The following is a 15,267-nucleotide window of genomic DNA, read 5'->3' on the forward strand; positions in this document are numbered from 1 at the left end:
CGAAAATTGTGTGAGGATTTCCTTGCGGGCCACATTGAGCTTCCGTAGCGCGCTGGCAAGCCGGCAATCGTGGCAAATGCCCGATCTCAAACCTATGCGTGTTACCAACGCATCAGCGAGCCCCAAAGCCGCCGGACGAGCCCTCCACGTGAGAAGGCAGACTTCGAATGAGCCTTGACCAACACTCTGACGTGATGCCCCGCATTGCCGCACAACGAAACGCGTGTTCTCACCTCATGGTTTGCACCGGCAAAAATTTCTGTTGCCAAACTTTTTGTTGTCGTATTATCCGTTTTGACAACACTTGTTGATTTCCGGGCCGGTTGTGCATTGCATGTTGCGACGCCGCCCGCTGTCCGTCAGCCCTCCCTTGACTTTGTCAGGGACATTGCCCACCACCGCGGAGAAATTATGGGACGTCGCTCCTTCCTCATGTGTATGGTTGCTGCCGCCATGCTCGGCACAACCGTCGCCCACGCTGACACCAAAGAACTCGTTGTCGGCACCGACACCTCCTTCATGCCCTTCGAATTCAAGCAGGGCGACAAGTATGTCGGCTTCGACCTCGATTTGTGGGCGGAAATCGCGAAAGATCAGGGTTGGAAATACAAGATTCAACCGATGGATTTCAGCGGACTCATCCCGGCCCTGCAGACGCAGAACATCGATGTCGCGCTTTCCGGCATGACGATCAAGGAAGAACGCAAGAAGGCGATCGATTTCTCCGATCCGTACTATGACAGCGGGCTCGCCGCGATGGTGCAAACCGGGAACACCAGCATCAAATCCATCGACGACCTGAATGGGAAAGTCATTGCGGCCAAAACGGGCACCGCCACGATCGACTGGATCAAGGCGCATCTGAAGCCCAAAGAAATCCAGCAGTTCCCGAACATCGACCAGGCCTATCTCGCGCTGGAAGCAGGCCGGGTGGATGCAGCCATGCACGACACGCCGAATGTGCTCTATTTCGTCAGCACCGCCGGCAAAGGCAAGGTGCAGGTCGCCGGCACGCCGGTCAGCGGCGACAAATACGGCATCGGTTTTCCGAAGGGAAGTCCGCTGGTCGTCAAGGTCAACGCAGAGTTGGCCAAGATGAAGGCCGACGGCCGCTACGCGACGCTGTACAAGAAGTGGTTCGGTTCGGAGCCGCCCAAGTCGTAATCGTCATCAGCAGGACGCGCGGCGAGCCCCGCCGCGCGACAGACGACTCAACCAGGAGCGGTGTGTGGAATTTGATTGGTCAGTTATCTGGACTGCGCTTCCAGACTTGATGGCCGGCGTGAAATTGACGGTGTTCATTGCGTTCGTGGGACTGATCGGCGGATTCATCGTCGGCGTCATAGCCGGCATGTTCCGCGCATACGGCCCACTCGCGCTGAACGTGGCCGCGCAGGTCTACATTGAACTCATTCGCGGCACGCCGATTGTGGTTCAGGTGATGTTTCTTTACTTCGCGCTGCCACTGCTTGCGCACATCAAGGTCGACGGGCTCACCGCCGCCGTCGTCGCGATCACCGTGAACTCGGGCGCCTATCTTGCCGAGGTCGTACGCGGTGCGTTGCTGTCCATTCCGAAGGGCTTGATGGAAGCCGGCCTCGCAATGGGATTGTCGATGCCGCGCGTGCTGCTGAAAATTATCGGACCGCTGGCATTCCGCCGGCTGATTCCGCCACTGGGCAATCAGTGCATCGTAAGTCTGAAAGATACGTCACTGTTCATCGTCATTGGGGTGGGAGAACTGACGCGCCAAGGCCAGGAGATCATTGCCGGGAATTTCCGCGCGGTTGAAATCTGGTCTGCCGTCGCAGTGATCTATCTGGTTCTCACCGGCGTGATGACACTGTCGTTGCGTCTCGTTGAACGAAGGATGCGCATACTATGAGCATGGTCGAATTCCAAGGTGTCTCGAAGAGCTTCGGCCACGTGCCCGTGCTTAAGAACATCGATCTTCGTATCGAGAACGGCGAGGTGGTGGTGATTGTCGGGCCCTCGGGCTCGGGCAAGTCCACCCTTCTCCGTTGCATCAACGCGCTCGAAAAAATTAGCGGCGGTGAGTTGCTTGTCGATGGTGTGAGCGTCAAAGGTAACGCATCCGACATACGCAGCATTCGGCTCGAAGCCGGCATGGTGTTTCAGCAGTTCAATCTGTTTCCGCAGATGACAGCGCTCGAAAATGTCATGTTCGGTCCCATCGAGGTACGCGGCGCAACGCGCACCGAAGCGCGTGATCAGGCGATGGCGCTGCTCGACAAAGTCGGTCTCGAATCGCGGGCCAATCACTATCCGTCAGAGTTGTCCGGCGGACAACAGCAGCGTGTGGCCATCGCCCGTGCGTTGGCCATCAAACCCAAGCTGATGCTGTTCGATGAGCCGACGTCCGCCCTCGATCCCGAACTGCGTCACGAAGTGCTGAAGGTCATGCAGGACCTGGCGACGGAAGGCATGACGATGATCGTCGTCACGCATGAGATCGGCTTCGCGAAACGGGTGGGGACACGTCTGCTGTTTATGGACAACGGAGGAATTGCGGAGGACGGCCAGCCGGCAGAGTTGATCGATAACCCGCCTACGCAACGATTGAAGGACTTTTTAAGGCATGTGGCGTAATTGAGTCCTACAGCCGGCGCGGGTTTTGACTCGTCCTTTATTTCCGGCCCGGCATATTACGGGAGACATGGCTTCCGCGCCGGGAGCGCGCGATTTTTTCGAAGGTACGTCCGTGTACTTTTCCGCACTGTGGCCGGCCATTGCGGCTATGTGCGCCCGGTTATTTCCCGATCGCCGCGAATGTGAGACACGGTAGCGCGAAGACGCAAATATCTTCGTAGGGGTTGCCCAAGCGCTCCAACCGACTATTTCCGCGGTTGACCAGACGCTAGCTCGGCTCGCTTTTTCAATGCGTCATTCATCGCATGCATGCTAATAACAGTGTCCATTAGGACGCTCTGAGTCAGGGTGCCAGCAAGAATGCCGGTGAATGTTTCAGCCTGGATAAAGCGCGTTTTGCTGCCGACAGGTTCGAGAATGAAGCGGTGCTCGCCGTCAAAAAGACCAGGAAACCAAACATACCCTTTCCAACGTAGTTCTCGAACAGCCTGCACCGCCAATATCTTGGGATGAAACACCATTGCGTCTGGCCCCGTCCCCTCCACAAACTCGATGACGTTGCCTTCACGAAGCTGCCCTCGTAATTGTGAAATCTCCGGATTCCACAATGGGTAGTCATCGGTCGCCGTGAGGAGCGTCCACACCGTCTGAGGTGGACTGTCAATCAAAGTCTCTGTTTCAATCGAACCGTTATGATGCAGCGCCAATATTGCCAGGAACGCCAGGAAAACTGCCCCTGCAAAACCGCATATAACGCGCTTGGCTAAATTCAAGATGGATTCCTTGCGGTCGAAGAAGTCGCATATTAGCCGCTCTGGCATGCTCACCCACTGATCCTTGCGCAGGCGTTTGCCGATAGCGACCCGTATGCAAGCGGCATGAATGGCTCTGAACCGCCTTTCGAATTGCATATAGCGGCCTTTCAATCTTCGTCGAGAATCTCATGCAGGCCTTGATCGCGAAGCGGCAATCACCCTGAATCGTCATTCAGGCCACTTTGGGAGCCATTCCGTTGCTGCTTTATTTTTCTCGCTAGAATCACCGGCTGCAACCGGTCCGTCACGCTATTCCCGATACATCCAGCTTTTCTAACAAAACATTTTTGATTAGAAGGAAGACTCTATGTCAGGCGATTCGAGCAAACTGGATTTGGGCGATTTCGAGAGGTATATGGAAACTCTCGTGCGTGACTGGCACGTGCCGGGAGTCGGTGTGAGTATCGTCAGGAATAACGAGGTGGTGATGACGCAGGGGTACGGCTATCGCGACGTTGCGAACGCGCTGCCATTTACTTCCTCGACACTGTTTCCAATCGCGTCGAATACGAAGCTCTTTACTGCTGTCGCCGCAGGTTTGCTGGTTGAACGCGGCCTGCTAAGTTTCGATGAACCGATTCGCAATGCAGTGCCCAGTCTACGGTTTTATGATCAATCACTTGATGCGGCAGTCACATTACGCGACATGCTCGGGCACAGAACCGGTGTGCCGCGATATGACATGATCTGGTACGAATCGGATTACTCGGCGAAAGATCTGTTTGATCGCATCCGGTTCATGAAGCCGATTGCTCCGCTGCGCTCGCGGCTCATCTACAACAACATGATGTACGAGGCAGTCGGCCATATCATCGAGTTGATAAGCGGCAAGCCATGGCAACAATTCATCAGCGACGAGATTCTGGTGCCCCTTGGTATGCACCGAACCCTGTTCACGTATGGCGACGCAAGAGCCGACGACCAGGGAGACTACGCGTTACCTTTCTCTGAACGACGCGACAGCAATGAATTTTGGCAACCACCTGCGCCGAAAGATGACGACTGCGGTGCGGCGGGCAGCATCGTGGCCAGCCTGGAGGACATCGCGCGCTGGTCGATCATGCTGATGAACAACGGACTGATCGACGGCAAGCAAGTCATACCTGAGAGCGTTCTAAAAGCGACGCTCGCTCCCGGCTTGCCGTGGCCAACCCAAATGAGCGACGTGTACGGCTTTAAAACCGAGCTTAACGGCATCTATGGCATGGGACGCATGACGGCCGCGTTTCGGGGTCATCTGTTGACGAGTCATGGCGGCACGCTGCGTGCGTTTCATTCGCAGGTGTCATATCTGCCGGAAGAGAAGATCGGTGTTTCTGTATTCGTCATAGGCGACCATTGCGCCCCGCTGAGCAACGCCATCGGCTTCGATATTTATAGTTGCGCGCTTGGCCTCAAAGAGACCGACTGGACGGCGCGGCTGCTCGACTTTCGCAGGAAGGCAAAGGCGACAATGCGCGAGGCGAGAGAACGGGCCGTGCCGCGTGCGGTTCCGAACACCCAGCCGTCGCACGGCTTAGCCGATTACGCCGGTTCGTACGAGCATCCGGCGTATGGAACGTTGGATATCGCAACCGACGGCACGCAACTCCAGTTCGCATTCCGTCAGGTCAAGCTGCCCCTTAACCATTACCATTACGACCGCTTCGACACGGCTAATGACGAGACAAATGGCGCGTGGTCGGTTTCGTTCCTCACGAGCATGCTCGGCGATGTAGATCGCGCGGCGATACGGCTTGATGAGGCGGAAGCGGTGTTCGTTCGCCGGCCAACGCGACCCGATGCGGATGTCCTTGCAAGACTTGTCGGCACGTACGAAACGCCTCTTGGCAGGAAGGTCGGTGTCAAGCTGAGTCGGGACGGCGATATTTCGCTGTTCCATCCGGGCGAACCGGCCGATGTCCTAAAGCCATTCAAAGGCCTGCAATTTCGCAGCAGCGATTTCCCGAGCATCACGTTTGAATTCGTTCTCGAAGAGGACGGTCGTGCGAAAGCGCTTCGCCACTGGAATGCGCATGTCGAGCTGGAGTGGCCGCGCATCGACGACTCCATCCCCGCTGATGCGCTCGAAGACGGTGGGCTGGTCAAGAATTAGCCTGGCGTTCCCGGCAGACGGCTGTAGGTACGGCTAACTGCCCGGACACGTCGCCTGCTCACATGCTTCAATAGAACTATCCTTTCGCGATGCAACGCCTTCGTCATGACAGCCTTTGAACCGGTCGCATTGTCTACCCCTCGTCTCATTCTGCGGCCGCTGCGCTATGACGACGCGCAAGGGCTGTTTGCGATCTGGTCAGATCCTGAGGCAATGCGCTATTTTCCGTTTCGAGCGATGACATCGCTAGACCAGGCAACGGATCGCGTCTCACGCAAATTGAAGACGTCAGCCGACGGCCAGGATTTTATCTGCGTAGTTGAATTGCGGGCGACTCGCGAAGTGCTCGGCGACTGCGCTCTCTTTAATGCGAACGAGCAATGCCGGCGCGCGGAGATAGGCTTTAGTCTTAAACGCAAGCATTGGGGAAACGGATTTATGCAAGAGGCGGCTTCCGCGCTAATCGAGCATGGTTTCGGCACGCTAAATTTACACCGGATTGAAGCGGATATCGACCCACGGAATTCAGCCTCGGCGCGTCTTCTCGAGCGGCTCGGGTTTATCCGTGAAGGACTGTTGCGTGATCGTTGGATAGTTGGCGACGAGGTGTCAGATAGCGCGTTGTATGGTCTGCTTGAACGTGAACGTGTGGCCTATACAGACACTAACTGGCGCTAGACCGATGACCTTGCCACTGTCCCTTGAGAGGCTGAACTCTCAACGACGGCGCAAATCCACTTCGGGGTGTCGACCTACCGGAATTGGCTTACCACTGCTGCATTCTCTGCCGCGATGGTGGTCACGCGACGAACGGAAGCGGCGCACTCCCCCGATTCGCCCCTTACCCATTTTGCGGCGCCTAGCCCAGACGAACGAAAGTGAGGTTTTGTCTTCCATTTGACGACTAGGTGCTCGCAAGTTGCCACCTACTTCAGCTGCGACGTGACTAATCCGACCTACGCCAGAGGAGCCTCATGCCACTTTCTCCCAGTTCAATTCCGCCGGCTGGCAAACTCCACGCCTCACCTGACGACTTTTCCTGAAGGAGCAGTTTGCCTTCGTTATCGTGAATCACGGCTGCAACGGAGGGACTCAATAGCAAATCGCTACCAACCTTTTTCCTCAGCCAACTGATGTAGCTTTCGTTATCAACGTGCAGCGACACCTCCCCCCCCGATGAGTTCCTAGTTATCGGACTGTCGGCGATTTAGGGGGGTGTAGTCGATCGACCCTTCCTGACCGAACAGAGCCCCAACTAAACCTCAGTGATCTAGCGCAATGCGGTAGCGAAGAGACTCAGCGAACCCATAGGCCGCCGTCTTTTTGAAGCGCTCGATCAAGACACCATTGCATGCTGCGATAACCCGCTGCGAGGCTAAATTCTCCGGGTCAACCGTTAGCTCGACGTAGGACAAACTTTGTCGCCTCGCTTCGCCCAGCATTAAATTGAGCGCCTGCCTGGCGTAGCCGTTGCCTCTCTTCCACGGTACGACTGAGAAGCCGATATGTCCGAGTACATTCGGCGGCAATTCGGCGGTTCCAGACTGCCAACGAAATCCGATTGCACCGCTAACTTCGCCGTCCCAGATCCATCGGACAATGCTTGGCAGACGCGCGACGGTCGAGCCATCGGGCAAAGGAATCGGGCCGCCCGATGCGGTTGGGTCATCCAGGCCGTCGACAAATGCCTCCGCGTTCACTTCGATAGCGTGCAATTGTTCGCGCGCAGCGACGTCTTTACGAACATTGTCCGGTGACCATCCCGTCTCAAGGGCCGAAACATAGCTCGGCAGCAATGCGGTCGTAGGTCTCAACAGTTCAATTGCGCGCATTTTGTTCGGTGCGTGTCAGGGAGCAAAGATTGTCAACAGTTGAAGCGGTGCCGTCGAATGGCTCAAAATAGCCGAACTTTGCCGGATGCCCTTGAGCGTCGAATCGCTCCGCATGGATCAGCGCCCGGTTGTATTACCCGGCTCTCGACACAAGCTGGCGACGCGGCCTTGCTGCCGGAAACCCATCGCCTCGTAGATCGCTCCGGCATGGTAGGTTTCATCTGCAACCATGACAAGCCGGTCCGAGCGTCCGGCGGTCAGCTTGACAACCTCGCTTACCGAAGTCTTGCAGATATTTTTGTTTCTATGCCGTGTCTCGGTAATAACTGCCTGGAAACGTCCAATGCCGTCGAGGAAGAATAAACCAAGACTTCCCACCTGCTCATCATCGATAAAAGCTCCCCACCAGTTTCCCAGACCGCGTTCGATCAGGTTCCTGTAAGCCCTCTGTTGATGCGCCATGTAACGCTGCGAGCTAATGCCCGTCGGATTTGGCATGTCGGCGAGTTGCATTCGGGACCAATCGTCCCATTCCTGTTGCATGGCAAACGGGCGCACCTTGACCAATGAATTGGTCGCAACTTGATTTATCTCATCAGGATGGGCCACCAGCACCCTACAGACAGTCGCCTCGTAGCCTTGTTTCACGAACGCGTCGAGGGTCACCACGCTGTCGGCGCTTTCCGGCCACGCAAATGTCCGGTGTGCAATCAGCGGTGGTGTCCCGATGAGTTGGGCAAAATCATGCTCCAGCCGTTTCAGATCACTTTCCGCTGGTTCCTGCTGCAGGACCAGCATGTTGCCGAAAAAGTACTCGGGCGCGCCTGGTGTGCGAACGACGATATAGTCATCCCGTGACTCGACCATCCCGGTTTCCGTGTGCAGCAATAGATCAGTAGCGAGACCGAGGTTATCGGGAAAGTGGTGCATTTTTAGTATTGTTATCAACGAACGGAAATCGTTCTTCTGCTTTTATGCGTATTGATTCTTCGCTTAGGGCGGATCACAACGCGCTGAGGCCTCGTTAAAATCCGGCTCCATGGTTGCGATTGTCAGCGATCTGCCGGGTCGTGTCGACCGGCCGAAATTGGCCGTTGCGTACCGCACGCCGCTCATCACGGCTGCGTCCGTGACATGCTCTCGCGGGTGGAGAATCGCCGCCACCAATGGTTCAATTTTCCGCATCCTTCCATTAAAGAAGCCGCTTCATGAGCCTGCATGAAGCACGCGAAGATCGGAGCGGCGTGCAGATCGGCAAGTGTCACTTCATCGCCAATCAGGAACCCCTGGTCATCCGACAGGCGGGTCAACTCAGATAAACACACAGCGGCACGCGACAGCGCGGCGGCGATCTTCGGCTCGTTTGCCAGACGGCCTTCGCGGGCTGAAACTACGCGTTCAACGTATATGTCCCAAACCAGCGTTCGATATGCATAGGCATCCAGTATCGCGATAATCTGGTTTGCCCTGGCACGAGCTTTCGGATCTCTCGGCTGCAGCTTGACGCCGGGGAAAGCTTCGTCGATATAACGCACGATCGCGCTTGTCTCGTAAAGATGGAAATCGCCATGCTCGAAGGCCGGAACGCGACCGAACGGATGGCGTTCCAAATGCTCCTTCGCAACGCCGCTCGCTGCGAATACGTCTACCTCGACCAGACTGTATTTGATCTGCTTCTCTTCCAGAGCCAGCCGGACGATTCGCACGTACACACTCCATGCTGCTCCGTACAGTTTCACCACTTCGGTCGTTGTCACAGGATCGCTCCATTCGCGTACGAGAGGGCGCGTAGTCGGTAGGCTATGCGCGAATCATCTCGTCAATTGACTGGAGTGGCATCCGGAAACGTCCATGCGCCGTTCAGAATCTCAGCACGTGGCCGATAGAGTCGCACCGTATAGTTCCATCCGGCAACGATCGGAAGGCAATTTTCGACGTGGCCATCGCAGCCACCGAACTGTATGGCGATCGAACCGTCAGCGCCCTTTTTTGCAGTAAGGTCATTGATCGAGTACGCGTTCGACGAGTTCTTTTGAAAATAGCCCCGTGCATTGTAGAGGCTCACCGACCAGAAGGCGTCCACGGGAACGTTTTTAACCACCAGTCGATAGACCGTCTTCCCGTCGTTTCGCGGTGGTGTGAAGTTGAGGTAAAGCGCGTCCCTGTCCGGATTGCCTCCCCATGCCGCAGCGGCTCCGAGCAGGCGTCGCACCGGGTCGACTTCCTCTTTGGTACCGAAGGCGTGCTTGAAATCTGGAATCGTCGACGCAAGAACCAGTAGCGCGTCGCGGACCTTTTTCTGACTTACCGGATCCCAGTTCGGCAGATCGAGCTTGCCAGGCGTCTTCTGGCTTACTGTGATCGAGTCCTGTAGCTTGTGAACCTGCTCGATGTCCTCCGGGCTAGACGGCTCGACAAGGGTTCGAATCGCAACGGCAACGTAACGCGTGCCGACGCTCTCCCGCGTGAGGACATGCGTGCCTTCGCCGTAGAAGACGTTCGGCACATACTGATCCTCATTGATGATCTGTAACGCCATGAAGCGCTTGCCAGGATCAGGCATGTCGATCGTAACCGGCCCCGCATCGAGATCGAACACGCCCGACGTATAGAGCGTGTCGCGGTTCAGGCGTATGACCGTCTGATGATCAATCGGTGCAGGCTCCCGGCGGTGTTCCAACTTGCCAAGGGTCCCTTGCTTCACCAGTGAAGTGAAATACAGGTCCGACTCGGCGCGAACAAAATTGTCGACTGTTACCGGTACGGGCGATCCGCCAGACGACTGGGTCTGGGCGGCCACGACTCCAGCGGCAAACAGAAGCGTTGCCAACGTGATTGAGTATTTCATACCTGTCCTTTTGCTTATCTGACCTGGAATGGCGTCGTAGCGCAAGCGCGTCAACGCACTTCGGTAACGGCTGGCGGAGCCCATTTACCCTGCTTGACGATGTCCTTGGGCACGTACGTGCGAAACGTCAGCGAGAATTGTTTGCCAGGCGCGGATGGCAGCCAGTTCGTTTGCGGCACGCCCTTGACAGGTTGCGGGCCGATCGCGATTTTCAGTGATCCATCTGGCTCTTTCGTGAGACTAGAGTAGCTGTTGAAATTGAAGCGGTTCAGCGGGTTGGGCACCACGCGATAGTCGGGCACGCCGACCAGAATCACGGACCAATAGCCGTTCACCACGCTCGACGGCAAACTGTTCGCGGGGAAATGGATCACGTAGCTCTTGCTACCGTCCAGCGGCTTGTTGCCGGCGTCGCTGCCGGCGAAAAAGTAAATGACCTCATCGGTCACATTCGCCCAGATGCCCGCGTAGTTCACGACGGTGCGCAATGAGTAGTCGCTGCCGTAGTTGCCGGTCTGAGCGCCGCCAACCCAATGCTTATGAACGGGCCCGCTTTTCGCAATGGCGTTCTTCACAAAGTCCGGCACGATCTTGTCGCGCAGGAGTCTATCGATTTCGGCGCGTGCGGCCGGACCCGATGCCACGTAGGCGGCAACCGACCGCACCTGCTGCTGCATCCGCGCTGCGACAGGCGACACATCGAGAGCACTCGCGAATGCGGCATCTACGTTATCGAACGCTTCCGCTCCCAACAGTGTTGCGTTGTCAAACTCACCAATGGTCGGCGACGGCGATGTCGCCACGTCGCCAAGTGGAGTGAGCTTGAACTGCTTCTGCAGGGCGAGCGCGCCGTCGCGGTCGCCCTTTATCTCGACGCGCGCGAGCAACTTTGCCTTGCTGGAATGAAGTTCGATGCGTGCTGCATCAGGCGGGATCGCAACTGTCGAGCCAGGCTTGACCAGCGCGAATTTCCCATAGGGTTTGGAAGGAAAGGTCCGCTCGTTGATATTGGCGATGACTTCGCCCCATTCATCGAGGACTTGCGCCGTATAGTAGCGCCCCTTGATTTCAGGTACTTCCAATAACACGCCGGCGTGATCATCGGTTGCAATCCACCCCTCCATATACGCCACGTCGAAGTTGGGGTTGGCGAAATCGGCTGATCCGAGCGGGTTGTACCTGATCGCATTCCACGCAAAGTCAGGCGCTGCACGGTCCACTTTCTCCTGCCGGATCACCAGGAGACGGCCCAGTAGGTATATGTAGGCGTCAGTCACGGTACGTTCATCGGGTTTCGCAACTGCCGCCGTTTGCGACTGCGAAAACGCCGCACCTGGGATTCCAATGCCGGCTGCGAGAGCCAACGCTACTACACCGCTTGCAAATACCCGCCTCGCCGCCGCGCAACCATGCGTGTACTACCTCCGTTCGAAAGGGATGTCGCTGTGTTCTGTCCCTGTCTGAGCATTGTTGAAACTTTCTGGAGAAATTGCAAGCTTTGGAAGCTTGCCCTAATGCCAATGGTCAACGACCGAGAGGACACAGAGTGTGTCAAAACGTTAGCGCCTGAACTGAGTCAACGCGCCGAGACCGGGCGACTCATGAAGCGATTCGTCGAAGGCGATGCCCGCAACCAGGTCGCACTACTTCCTAATGTGTCGACGAAAAAATAGGACAGGACAGACGATCGCCGACTTTCGCCGTGACAGCGGCGCAGCGATTCGCAATGTATGCGGGCGTTTCGTCGAACTATGTCGCGGGCTGACGCTACTATCCAGTGACATGGTGACCATCGACGGTAGCAAATTCAAGGCGTCATACAGTCGCGACAGGAACTGCACGGCTAGCAAGCTCGATAAGCGTCGGCAGCAGATCATGAAAAGCGTGCAGCGATACCAATGCCGTATCTCGGACGAAACTGGTCAGCACGCGCACTCTCTACTGCCCTACGCTTCATTCAGATTCCACCGAAAACCCCAGGTATTCGAACCTCGGAGCACTGTTCGCATCGACGAGAGAACTGAGCGCTCCCACCGACGCAAGAACATCGACCGTCGTTCCGCGCTTCGACACGAAATGCCACGTTGGAGGCATAGTAGGAATGCTGGGTTCGTTGCCCGCCTGACGCAACGCTGCCAGCAGATCGGCGCGATCGGGCGAATACGCGACAAAGCCTTCGTTCGACACCGCCGCCTGATCGATACCCATTGCCGCACACACCTGCTGCTTGACGGGAACGTCTTTCTCATCGGCATCGCGCGACTGCTGGATCAGTTGCGCGACGCCCGCATCGACCAGCTTGCCAGCGCGCAACAACGGTGGCAATCCCGGCGTCCAGGCGTCGGGCGGACACGCTTTATGCGCGGGTGTCAGCGCGATGAATGGATTGATTTCCGCCGGATAGATCCGGCATACCAACGGCCTCTGTTCATAGATACCGCAGCGCATGTCGTCCCTAAGATTCGGGCATGGTCCCGGATGCGTGCCCGCCAGAATGACCACGATTCTCGCCGGCAAGGACCCACTCATCGCGGCAAACGATCGACGACGTTTTTGCGCCGCCTGAAGATTGTCCTCAGCGGGCTCTTCTGGCCACGGCAGCGCCTCGCAAAGAATCTGCACTTCGTCGCCGTGCTCCAGCCAGGCAATCGCCTCGCTCACTGTCAATGGCAAACGCAGGTCGTGGCAACACTTGCCACACATCGTGCAGGCAAAATCGATATCCATGTCTCATAGCCCTTGCGTCGCGCGACGCGGTCCGGTTATCCAGCTACAAGTCCGGCAGACACACAAGAGTGCGGACGCCCCCGTGTGGTTACCGCTTAGCTGAAACAGTCGGGCTTAGTCGCGTGAAAGCGCCAGACATTACAGGCCACGACTTTTATTTTTAGTCCATTGCGTGAATCTGCCTTTGAAAATCCAGCCCTGACGGTGCAAGCATGCGCTCGAGCAACTCCGAGCGAACGGCTTCCGGAAATACTGTCAACTGGTTGTTGGCAAAGATTGCCATGGCAAGTCCGCGCTCCGGAATCGACTTGACGATGGCTCGAAAGGCCAGCCCGGCAATCCAAGAATCAATTCCGGCTTCGTCGACGTGCGGGACGTGGCCGATCTGCATGTGCGGGCTATGACTCACGAAGCCGCCAGCGGCGAGCGCTTTCTTGCCATCGCTGGCGAGAGCATGTGGCTTGCCGACGTCGCTCAGGTGCTCAAAGCGCGCATTGGGGCGTTGTTTTGTACAGATGCCCGCACGCTCAAGTTTCGCCACGGTTAGGAAAGGCCGGGGTATTGTGTTACGCGTCGCGCGGCAATGCTCCCTTGCCGCGCTTACCTGCTAACCTAACCGCCTTGGCCGTGCGCGAGCGCCCCTCAAGAGACGGGGACGCCGCGTGGCCCATCAACCGAACTGCCGATGCCGCCACTGTTTCGCCGTCTACTGCTGCTGTTCCACGCGCTGCGTTACGGCGCGCGCCTGATCTGGCTTGCCGCGCCGCAAGACCACAAGCTGCACTGGATGATCGAGCTGATCGGCCGCTTGCATGCGGCTGAACGCAGCGGCAAGAGCCTGAGCGGTGTGCTGCCGGCACTCGGGCCGCTGGCGGCCCGGTTCGCGCAAACGCTGGCCGAACGGCCCGAGCTCGCGACCGGCACCTTGCACGACGCCATCGACGCGATCGATCACATGGAAGCCCCGCTACCGCCGCACGAGTCCGAACAGGCGCTCGCGCGCGCTTTCGGCAGGCCGCTCGCCACGCTGTTCAGCGCCGTGGATCTGGTGCCGGTGCGCAGCGGCTTCGCCGAACAGACGCATCTCGCGCGGCTCATCGTGCCGGTGAACGGCCATTACGAAGTCGCCATCAAGCTGGTGCGCGCCGACCAGTTGCAACAGATCGGCGATGAACTCGCGCTGCTGCGCTGGGTCGCGCGCTGGCTGGAGAAGTTTTCCGGCACCGCGCGCCGCCTGCAATTGCGCACGCTGGCGCAGACCTTCACGGACGACATCCTGCGCCGCTTCGATCTGCGTGCCGAAGCCGCCAATCTGAGCCAGACCGGCCATCATTTCGACGACGACAAGCGCATCGTCGTGCCGGACGTGATCTGGGATCTCTGCACCGCCTATACGCTGACCATGCAACGCGTCAGCACCTTGCCGGCGAGCGACCTGCCCGGACTGCATGCGCATCACATCAAACTCGCGCCGCTCGCCGCGCATATCGTCGAAGTGGTGACCGAGCAGGCGTTCGAGCATGGTTTCTTTCACGCCACGCTCGACGCGCGCCGCGTGCGCGTGAGCATCGACCCGGACACGCTGGGGCGCCTCGTGCTGGCGGAATTCTCGATCATGTCGAGTCTCTCGACCGGCGAGCGCGAGTTCTTCGTGCACGGCGCAACCGCGCTATTCGAACAGGACTACGGGCGGCTCGCCGAAATGCATCGCGATGCCGGGCACGTGCCGCACGACACGCGCGCCGAAGTGCTCGAAGCCGAGTTGCGCACGCGCGCGGAGGCGCATTTCGCGGCCGCGCCGGAAGACCGTTCGGCAGGTTCGCTGTTTCATCATCTGCTGCATGCGGTGCATCCGTTCGAGGGCGCGGTGCCCGCGCGGCTCGCGACCGCCCAGCGGTCGTTTCATCAAGCGGAACTGCTGGCGCGCGCGCTGCATCCCGGCGTCGACACGTGGAATATCACCCGCGGCGTGCTGGCGGATATCGCGCGGCGCGACGTCGATCACCGCGGCTGGCTCAAACGGATCGGCCGCGAGTTGCCGCATCTCGCGCATATGCTGCCGCGCGTGCCGCAACTGGCGGTGCGCTATTTGCAACACGAGCACGATCTCGCGCGCACGCCGCAGCAGAATGCGCAACTGATGACGGAGATCGGCCGCGAGTACCGCCGCACGCGGGTGCTGCTGTGGGCGTGCGCGGTGTGCGGCGGCGTGCTCGGCGCGGGGACGGTGCTGCTGATGTGGTGAAGTGCGCCGGTTCGCGGTTCAAACCACACTCCGCCAACACGTTCGGCCGATTGCAGTTTCAAGCAAGACGCGCGTTGCGTCTCCCGACAAGATGG

The 15,267-nt window shown here is 58.0% G+C and carries 14 protein-coding genes and 2 pseudogenes; 8 read left to right on the forward strand and 8 right to left on the reverse strand.

Going from position 1 to position 15,267, the window contains the following annotated elements:
* Positions 1 to 411: 411 nt before the first annotated feature.
* From glnH to glnQ, 3 genes are all read left to right on the forward strand, one after another.
* The gene (gene glnH / locus B0G81_RS13365) at positions 412 to 1,164 is read left to right on the forward strand and encodes a glutamine ABC transporter substrate-binding protein GlnH (protein ID WP_134143099.1); all 753 of its coding nucleotides are present in this window, start codon (positions 412 to 414) and stop codon (positions 1,162 to 1,164) included.
* A gap of 64 nt (positions 1,165 to 1,228) precedes the next feature.
* Complete coding sequence (gene glnP, locus B0G81_RS13370) at positions 1,229 to 1,885, forward strand: glutamine ABC transporter permease GlnP (protein WP_134136116.1); 657 nt, start codon at positions 1,229 to 1,231, stop codon at positions 1,883 to 1,885.
* Positions 1,882 to 2,610: a glutamine ABC transporter ATP-binding protein GlnQ gene (gene glnQ / locus B0G81_RS13375; RefSeq protein ID WP_166678988.1), complete on the forward strand. Its 729-nt coding sequence runs from the start codon at positions 1,882 to 1,884 to the stop codon at positions 2,608 to 2,610. Before glnP ends, glnQ begins: the two co-directional genes overlap by 4 nt.
* A gap of 245 nt (positions 2,611 to 2,855) precedes the next feature.
* On the opposite strand, the gene B0G81_RS13380 is transcribed toward glnQ, so the two are convergent.
* Positions 2,856 to 3,521, reverse strand: coding sequence for an SRPBCC domain-containing protein (locus B0G81_RS13380; protein WP_116121234.1), 666 nt, complete (start codon positions 3,519 to 3,521; stop codon positions 2,856 to 2,858).
* Positions 3,522 to 3,732: 211 nt separating this feature from the next.
* Between B0G81_RS13380 and B0G81_RS13385 the strand changes: the two genes are divergently transcribed.
* On the forward strand, positions 3,733 to 5,520 hold the full coding sequence (locus tag B0G81_RS13385) for a serine hydrolase (RefSeq protein WP_134136129.1): 1,788 nt from the start codon (positions 3,733 to 3,735) through the stop codon (positions 5,518 to 5,520).
* 105 nt (positions 5,521 to 5,625) lie between these two features.
* Entirely contained in the window at positions 5,626 to 6,198 is a 573-nt protein-coding gene (locus B0G81_RS13390; protein WP_134136134.1) for a GNAT family N-acetyltransferase, read from the forward strand.
* A gap of 268 nt (positions 6,199 to 6,466) precedes the next feature.
* Here B0G81_RS13390 and B0G81_RS45370 read toward each other — a convergent pair whose 3' ends face one another.
* The 6 genes from B0G81_RS45370 to B0G81_RS13420 form a co-directional block, all read right to left on the reverse strand.
* The gene (locus tag B0G81_RS45370; protein WP_279590474.1) at positions 6,467 to 6,685 is read right to left on the reverse strand and encodes an NUDIX domain-containing protein; all 219 of its coding nucleotides are present in this window, start codon (positions 6,683 to 6,685) and stop codon (positions 6,467 to 6,469) included.
* A 97-nt stretch (positions 6,686 to 6,782) separates the two neighbouring features.
* Entirely contained in the window at positions 6,783 to 7,352 is a 570-nt protein-coding gene (locus B0G81_RS13400; RefSeq protein ID WP_134136137.1) for a GNAT family N-acetyltransferase, read from the reverse strand.
* 117 nt (positions 7,353 to 7,469) lie between these two features.
* Positions 7,470 to 8,219, reverse strand: a complete 750-nt coding sequence (locus B0G81_RS13405; protein ID WP_243856435.1) for a GNAT family N-acetyltransferase — start codon at positions 8,217 to 8,219, stop codon at positions 7,470 to 7,472.
* A 248-nt stretch (positions 8,220 to 8,467) separates the two neighbouring features.
* On the reverse strand, positions 8,468 to 9,109 hold the full coding sequence (locus B0G81_RS13410) for a glutathione S-transferase family protein (protein ID WP_134136142.1): 642 nt from the start codon (positions 9,107 to 9,109) through the stop codon (positions 8,468 to 8,470).
* 62 nt (positions 9,110 to 9,171) lie between these two features.
* Positions 9,172 to 10,200: a DUF1254 domain-containing protein gene (locus tag B0G81_RS13415; protein ID WP_134136145.1), complete on the reverse strand. Its 1,029-nt coding sequence runs from the start codon at positions 10,198 to 10,200 to the stop codon at positions 9,172 to 9,174.
* Between the two features lie 50 nt (positions 10,201 to 10,250).
* Positions 10,251 to 11,477, reverse strand: coding sequence for a DUF1214 domain-containing protein (locus B0G81_RS13420; RefSeq protein ID WP_208328530.1), 1,227 nt, complete (start codon positions 11,475 to 11,477; stop codon positions 10,251 to 10,253).
* Between the two features lie 403 nt (positions 11,478 to 11,880).
* Between B0G81_RS13420 and B0G81_RS13425 the strand changes: the two are divergent.
* Positions 11,881 to 12,096 (forward strand): annotated as a pseudogene (locus tag B0G81_RS13425) (IS5/IS1182 family transposase); the annotation flags it as partial.
* Positions 12,097 to 12,153: 57 nt separating this feature from the next.
* Here the strand turns inward: B0G81_RS13425 and B0G81_RS13430 are convergent.
* Entirely contained in the window at positions 12,154 to 12,927 is a 774-nt protein-coding gene (locus tag B0G81_RS13430; RefSeq protein WP_134136151.1) for a YkgJ family cysteine cluster protein, read from the reverse strand.
* Between the two features lie 325 nt (positions 12,928 to 13,252).
* Between B0G81_RS13430 and B0G81_RS44600 the strand changes: the two are divergent.
* Both B0G81_RS44600 and B0G81_RS13440 read left to right on the forward strand, forming a co-directional pair.
* Positions 13,253 to 13,426: pseudogene (locus B0G81_RS44600) on the forward strand (aldehyde reductase); the annotation flags it as partial.
* A gap of 186 nt (positions 13,427 to 13,612) precedes the next feature.
* On the forward strand, positions 13,613 to 15,172 hold the full coding sequence (locus tag B0G81_RS13440; RefSeq protein ID WP_134136155.1) for an AarF/UbiB family protein: 1,560 nt from the start codon (positions 13,613 to 13,615) through the stop codon (positions 15,170 to 15,172).
* Positions 15,173 to 15,267: the final 95 nt, after the last annotated feature.

This window comes from Paraburkholderia sp. BL6665CI2N2 (genome assembly GCF_004366535.1).
In the GTDB taxonomy this organism is placed as follows: Bacteria; Pseudomonadota; Gammaproteobacteria; order Burkholderiales; family Burkholderiaceae; genus Paraburkholderia.

What these genes read in the sequence shown, in the direction of transcription:
- B0G81_RS13385 (WP_134136129.1), top strand. Translation starts at nt 3,733, where the DNA reads ATGTCAGGCGATTCGAGCAAACTGGATTTGGGCGATTTCGAGAGGTAT.
- B0G81_RS13415 (WP_134136145.1), bottom strand. Translation starts at nt 10,200, where the DNA reads ATGAAATACTCAATCACGTTGGCAACGCTTCTGTTTGCCGCTGGAGTC.
- B0G81_RS13400 (WP_134136137.1), bottom strand. Translation starts at nt 7,352, where the DNA reads ATGCGCGCAATTGAACTGTTGAGACCTACGACCGCATTGCTGCCGAGC.
- glnH (WP_134143099.1), top strand. Translation starts at nt 412, where the DNA reads ATGGGACGTCGCTCCTTCCTCATGTGTATGGTTGCTGCCGCCATGCTC.
- B0G81_RS13430 (WP_134136151.1), bottom strand. Translation starts at nt 12,927, where the DNA reads ATGGATATCGATTTTGCCTGCACGATGTGTGGCAAGTGTTGCCACGAC.
- B0G81_RS13405 (WP_243856435.1), bottom strand. Translation starts at nt 8,219, where the DNA reads ATGGTCGAGTCACGGGATGACTATATCGTCGTTCGCACACCAGGCGCG.
- B0G81_RS13390 (WP_134136134.1), top strand. Translation starts at nt 5,626, where the DNA reads ATGACAGCCTTTGAACCGGTCGCATTGTCTACCCCTCGTCTCATTCTG.
- B0G81_RS13440 (WP_134136155.1), top strand. Translation starts at nt 13,613, where the DNA reads ATGCCGCCACTGTTTCGCCGTCTACTGCTGCTGTTCCACGCGCTGCGT.
- B0G81_RS13380 (WP_116121234.1), bottom strand. Translation starts at nt 3,521, where the DNA reads ATGCAATTCGAAAGGCGGTTCAGAGCCATTCATGCCGCTTGCATACGG.
- glnQ (WP_166678988.1), top strand. Translation starts at nt 1,882, where the DNA reads ATGAGCATGGTCGAATTCCAAGGTGTCTCGAAGAGCTTCGGCCACGTG.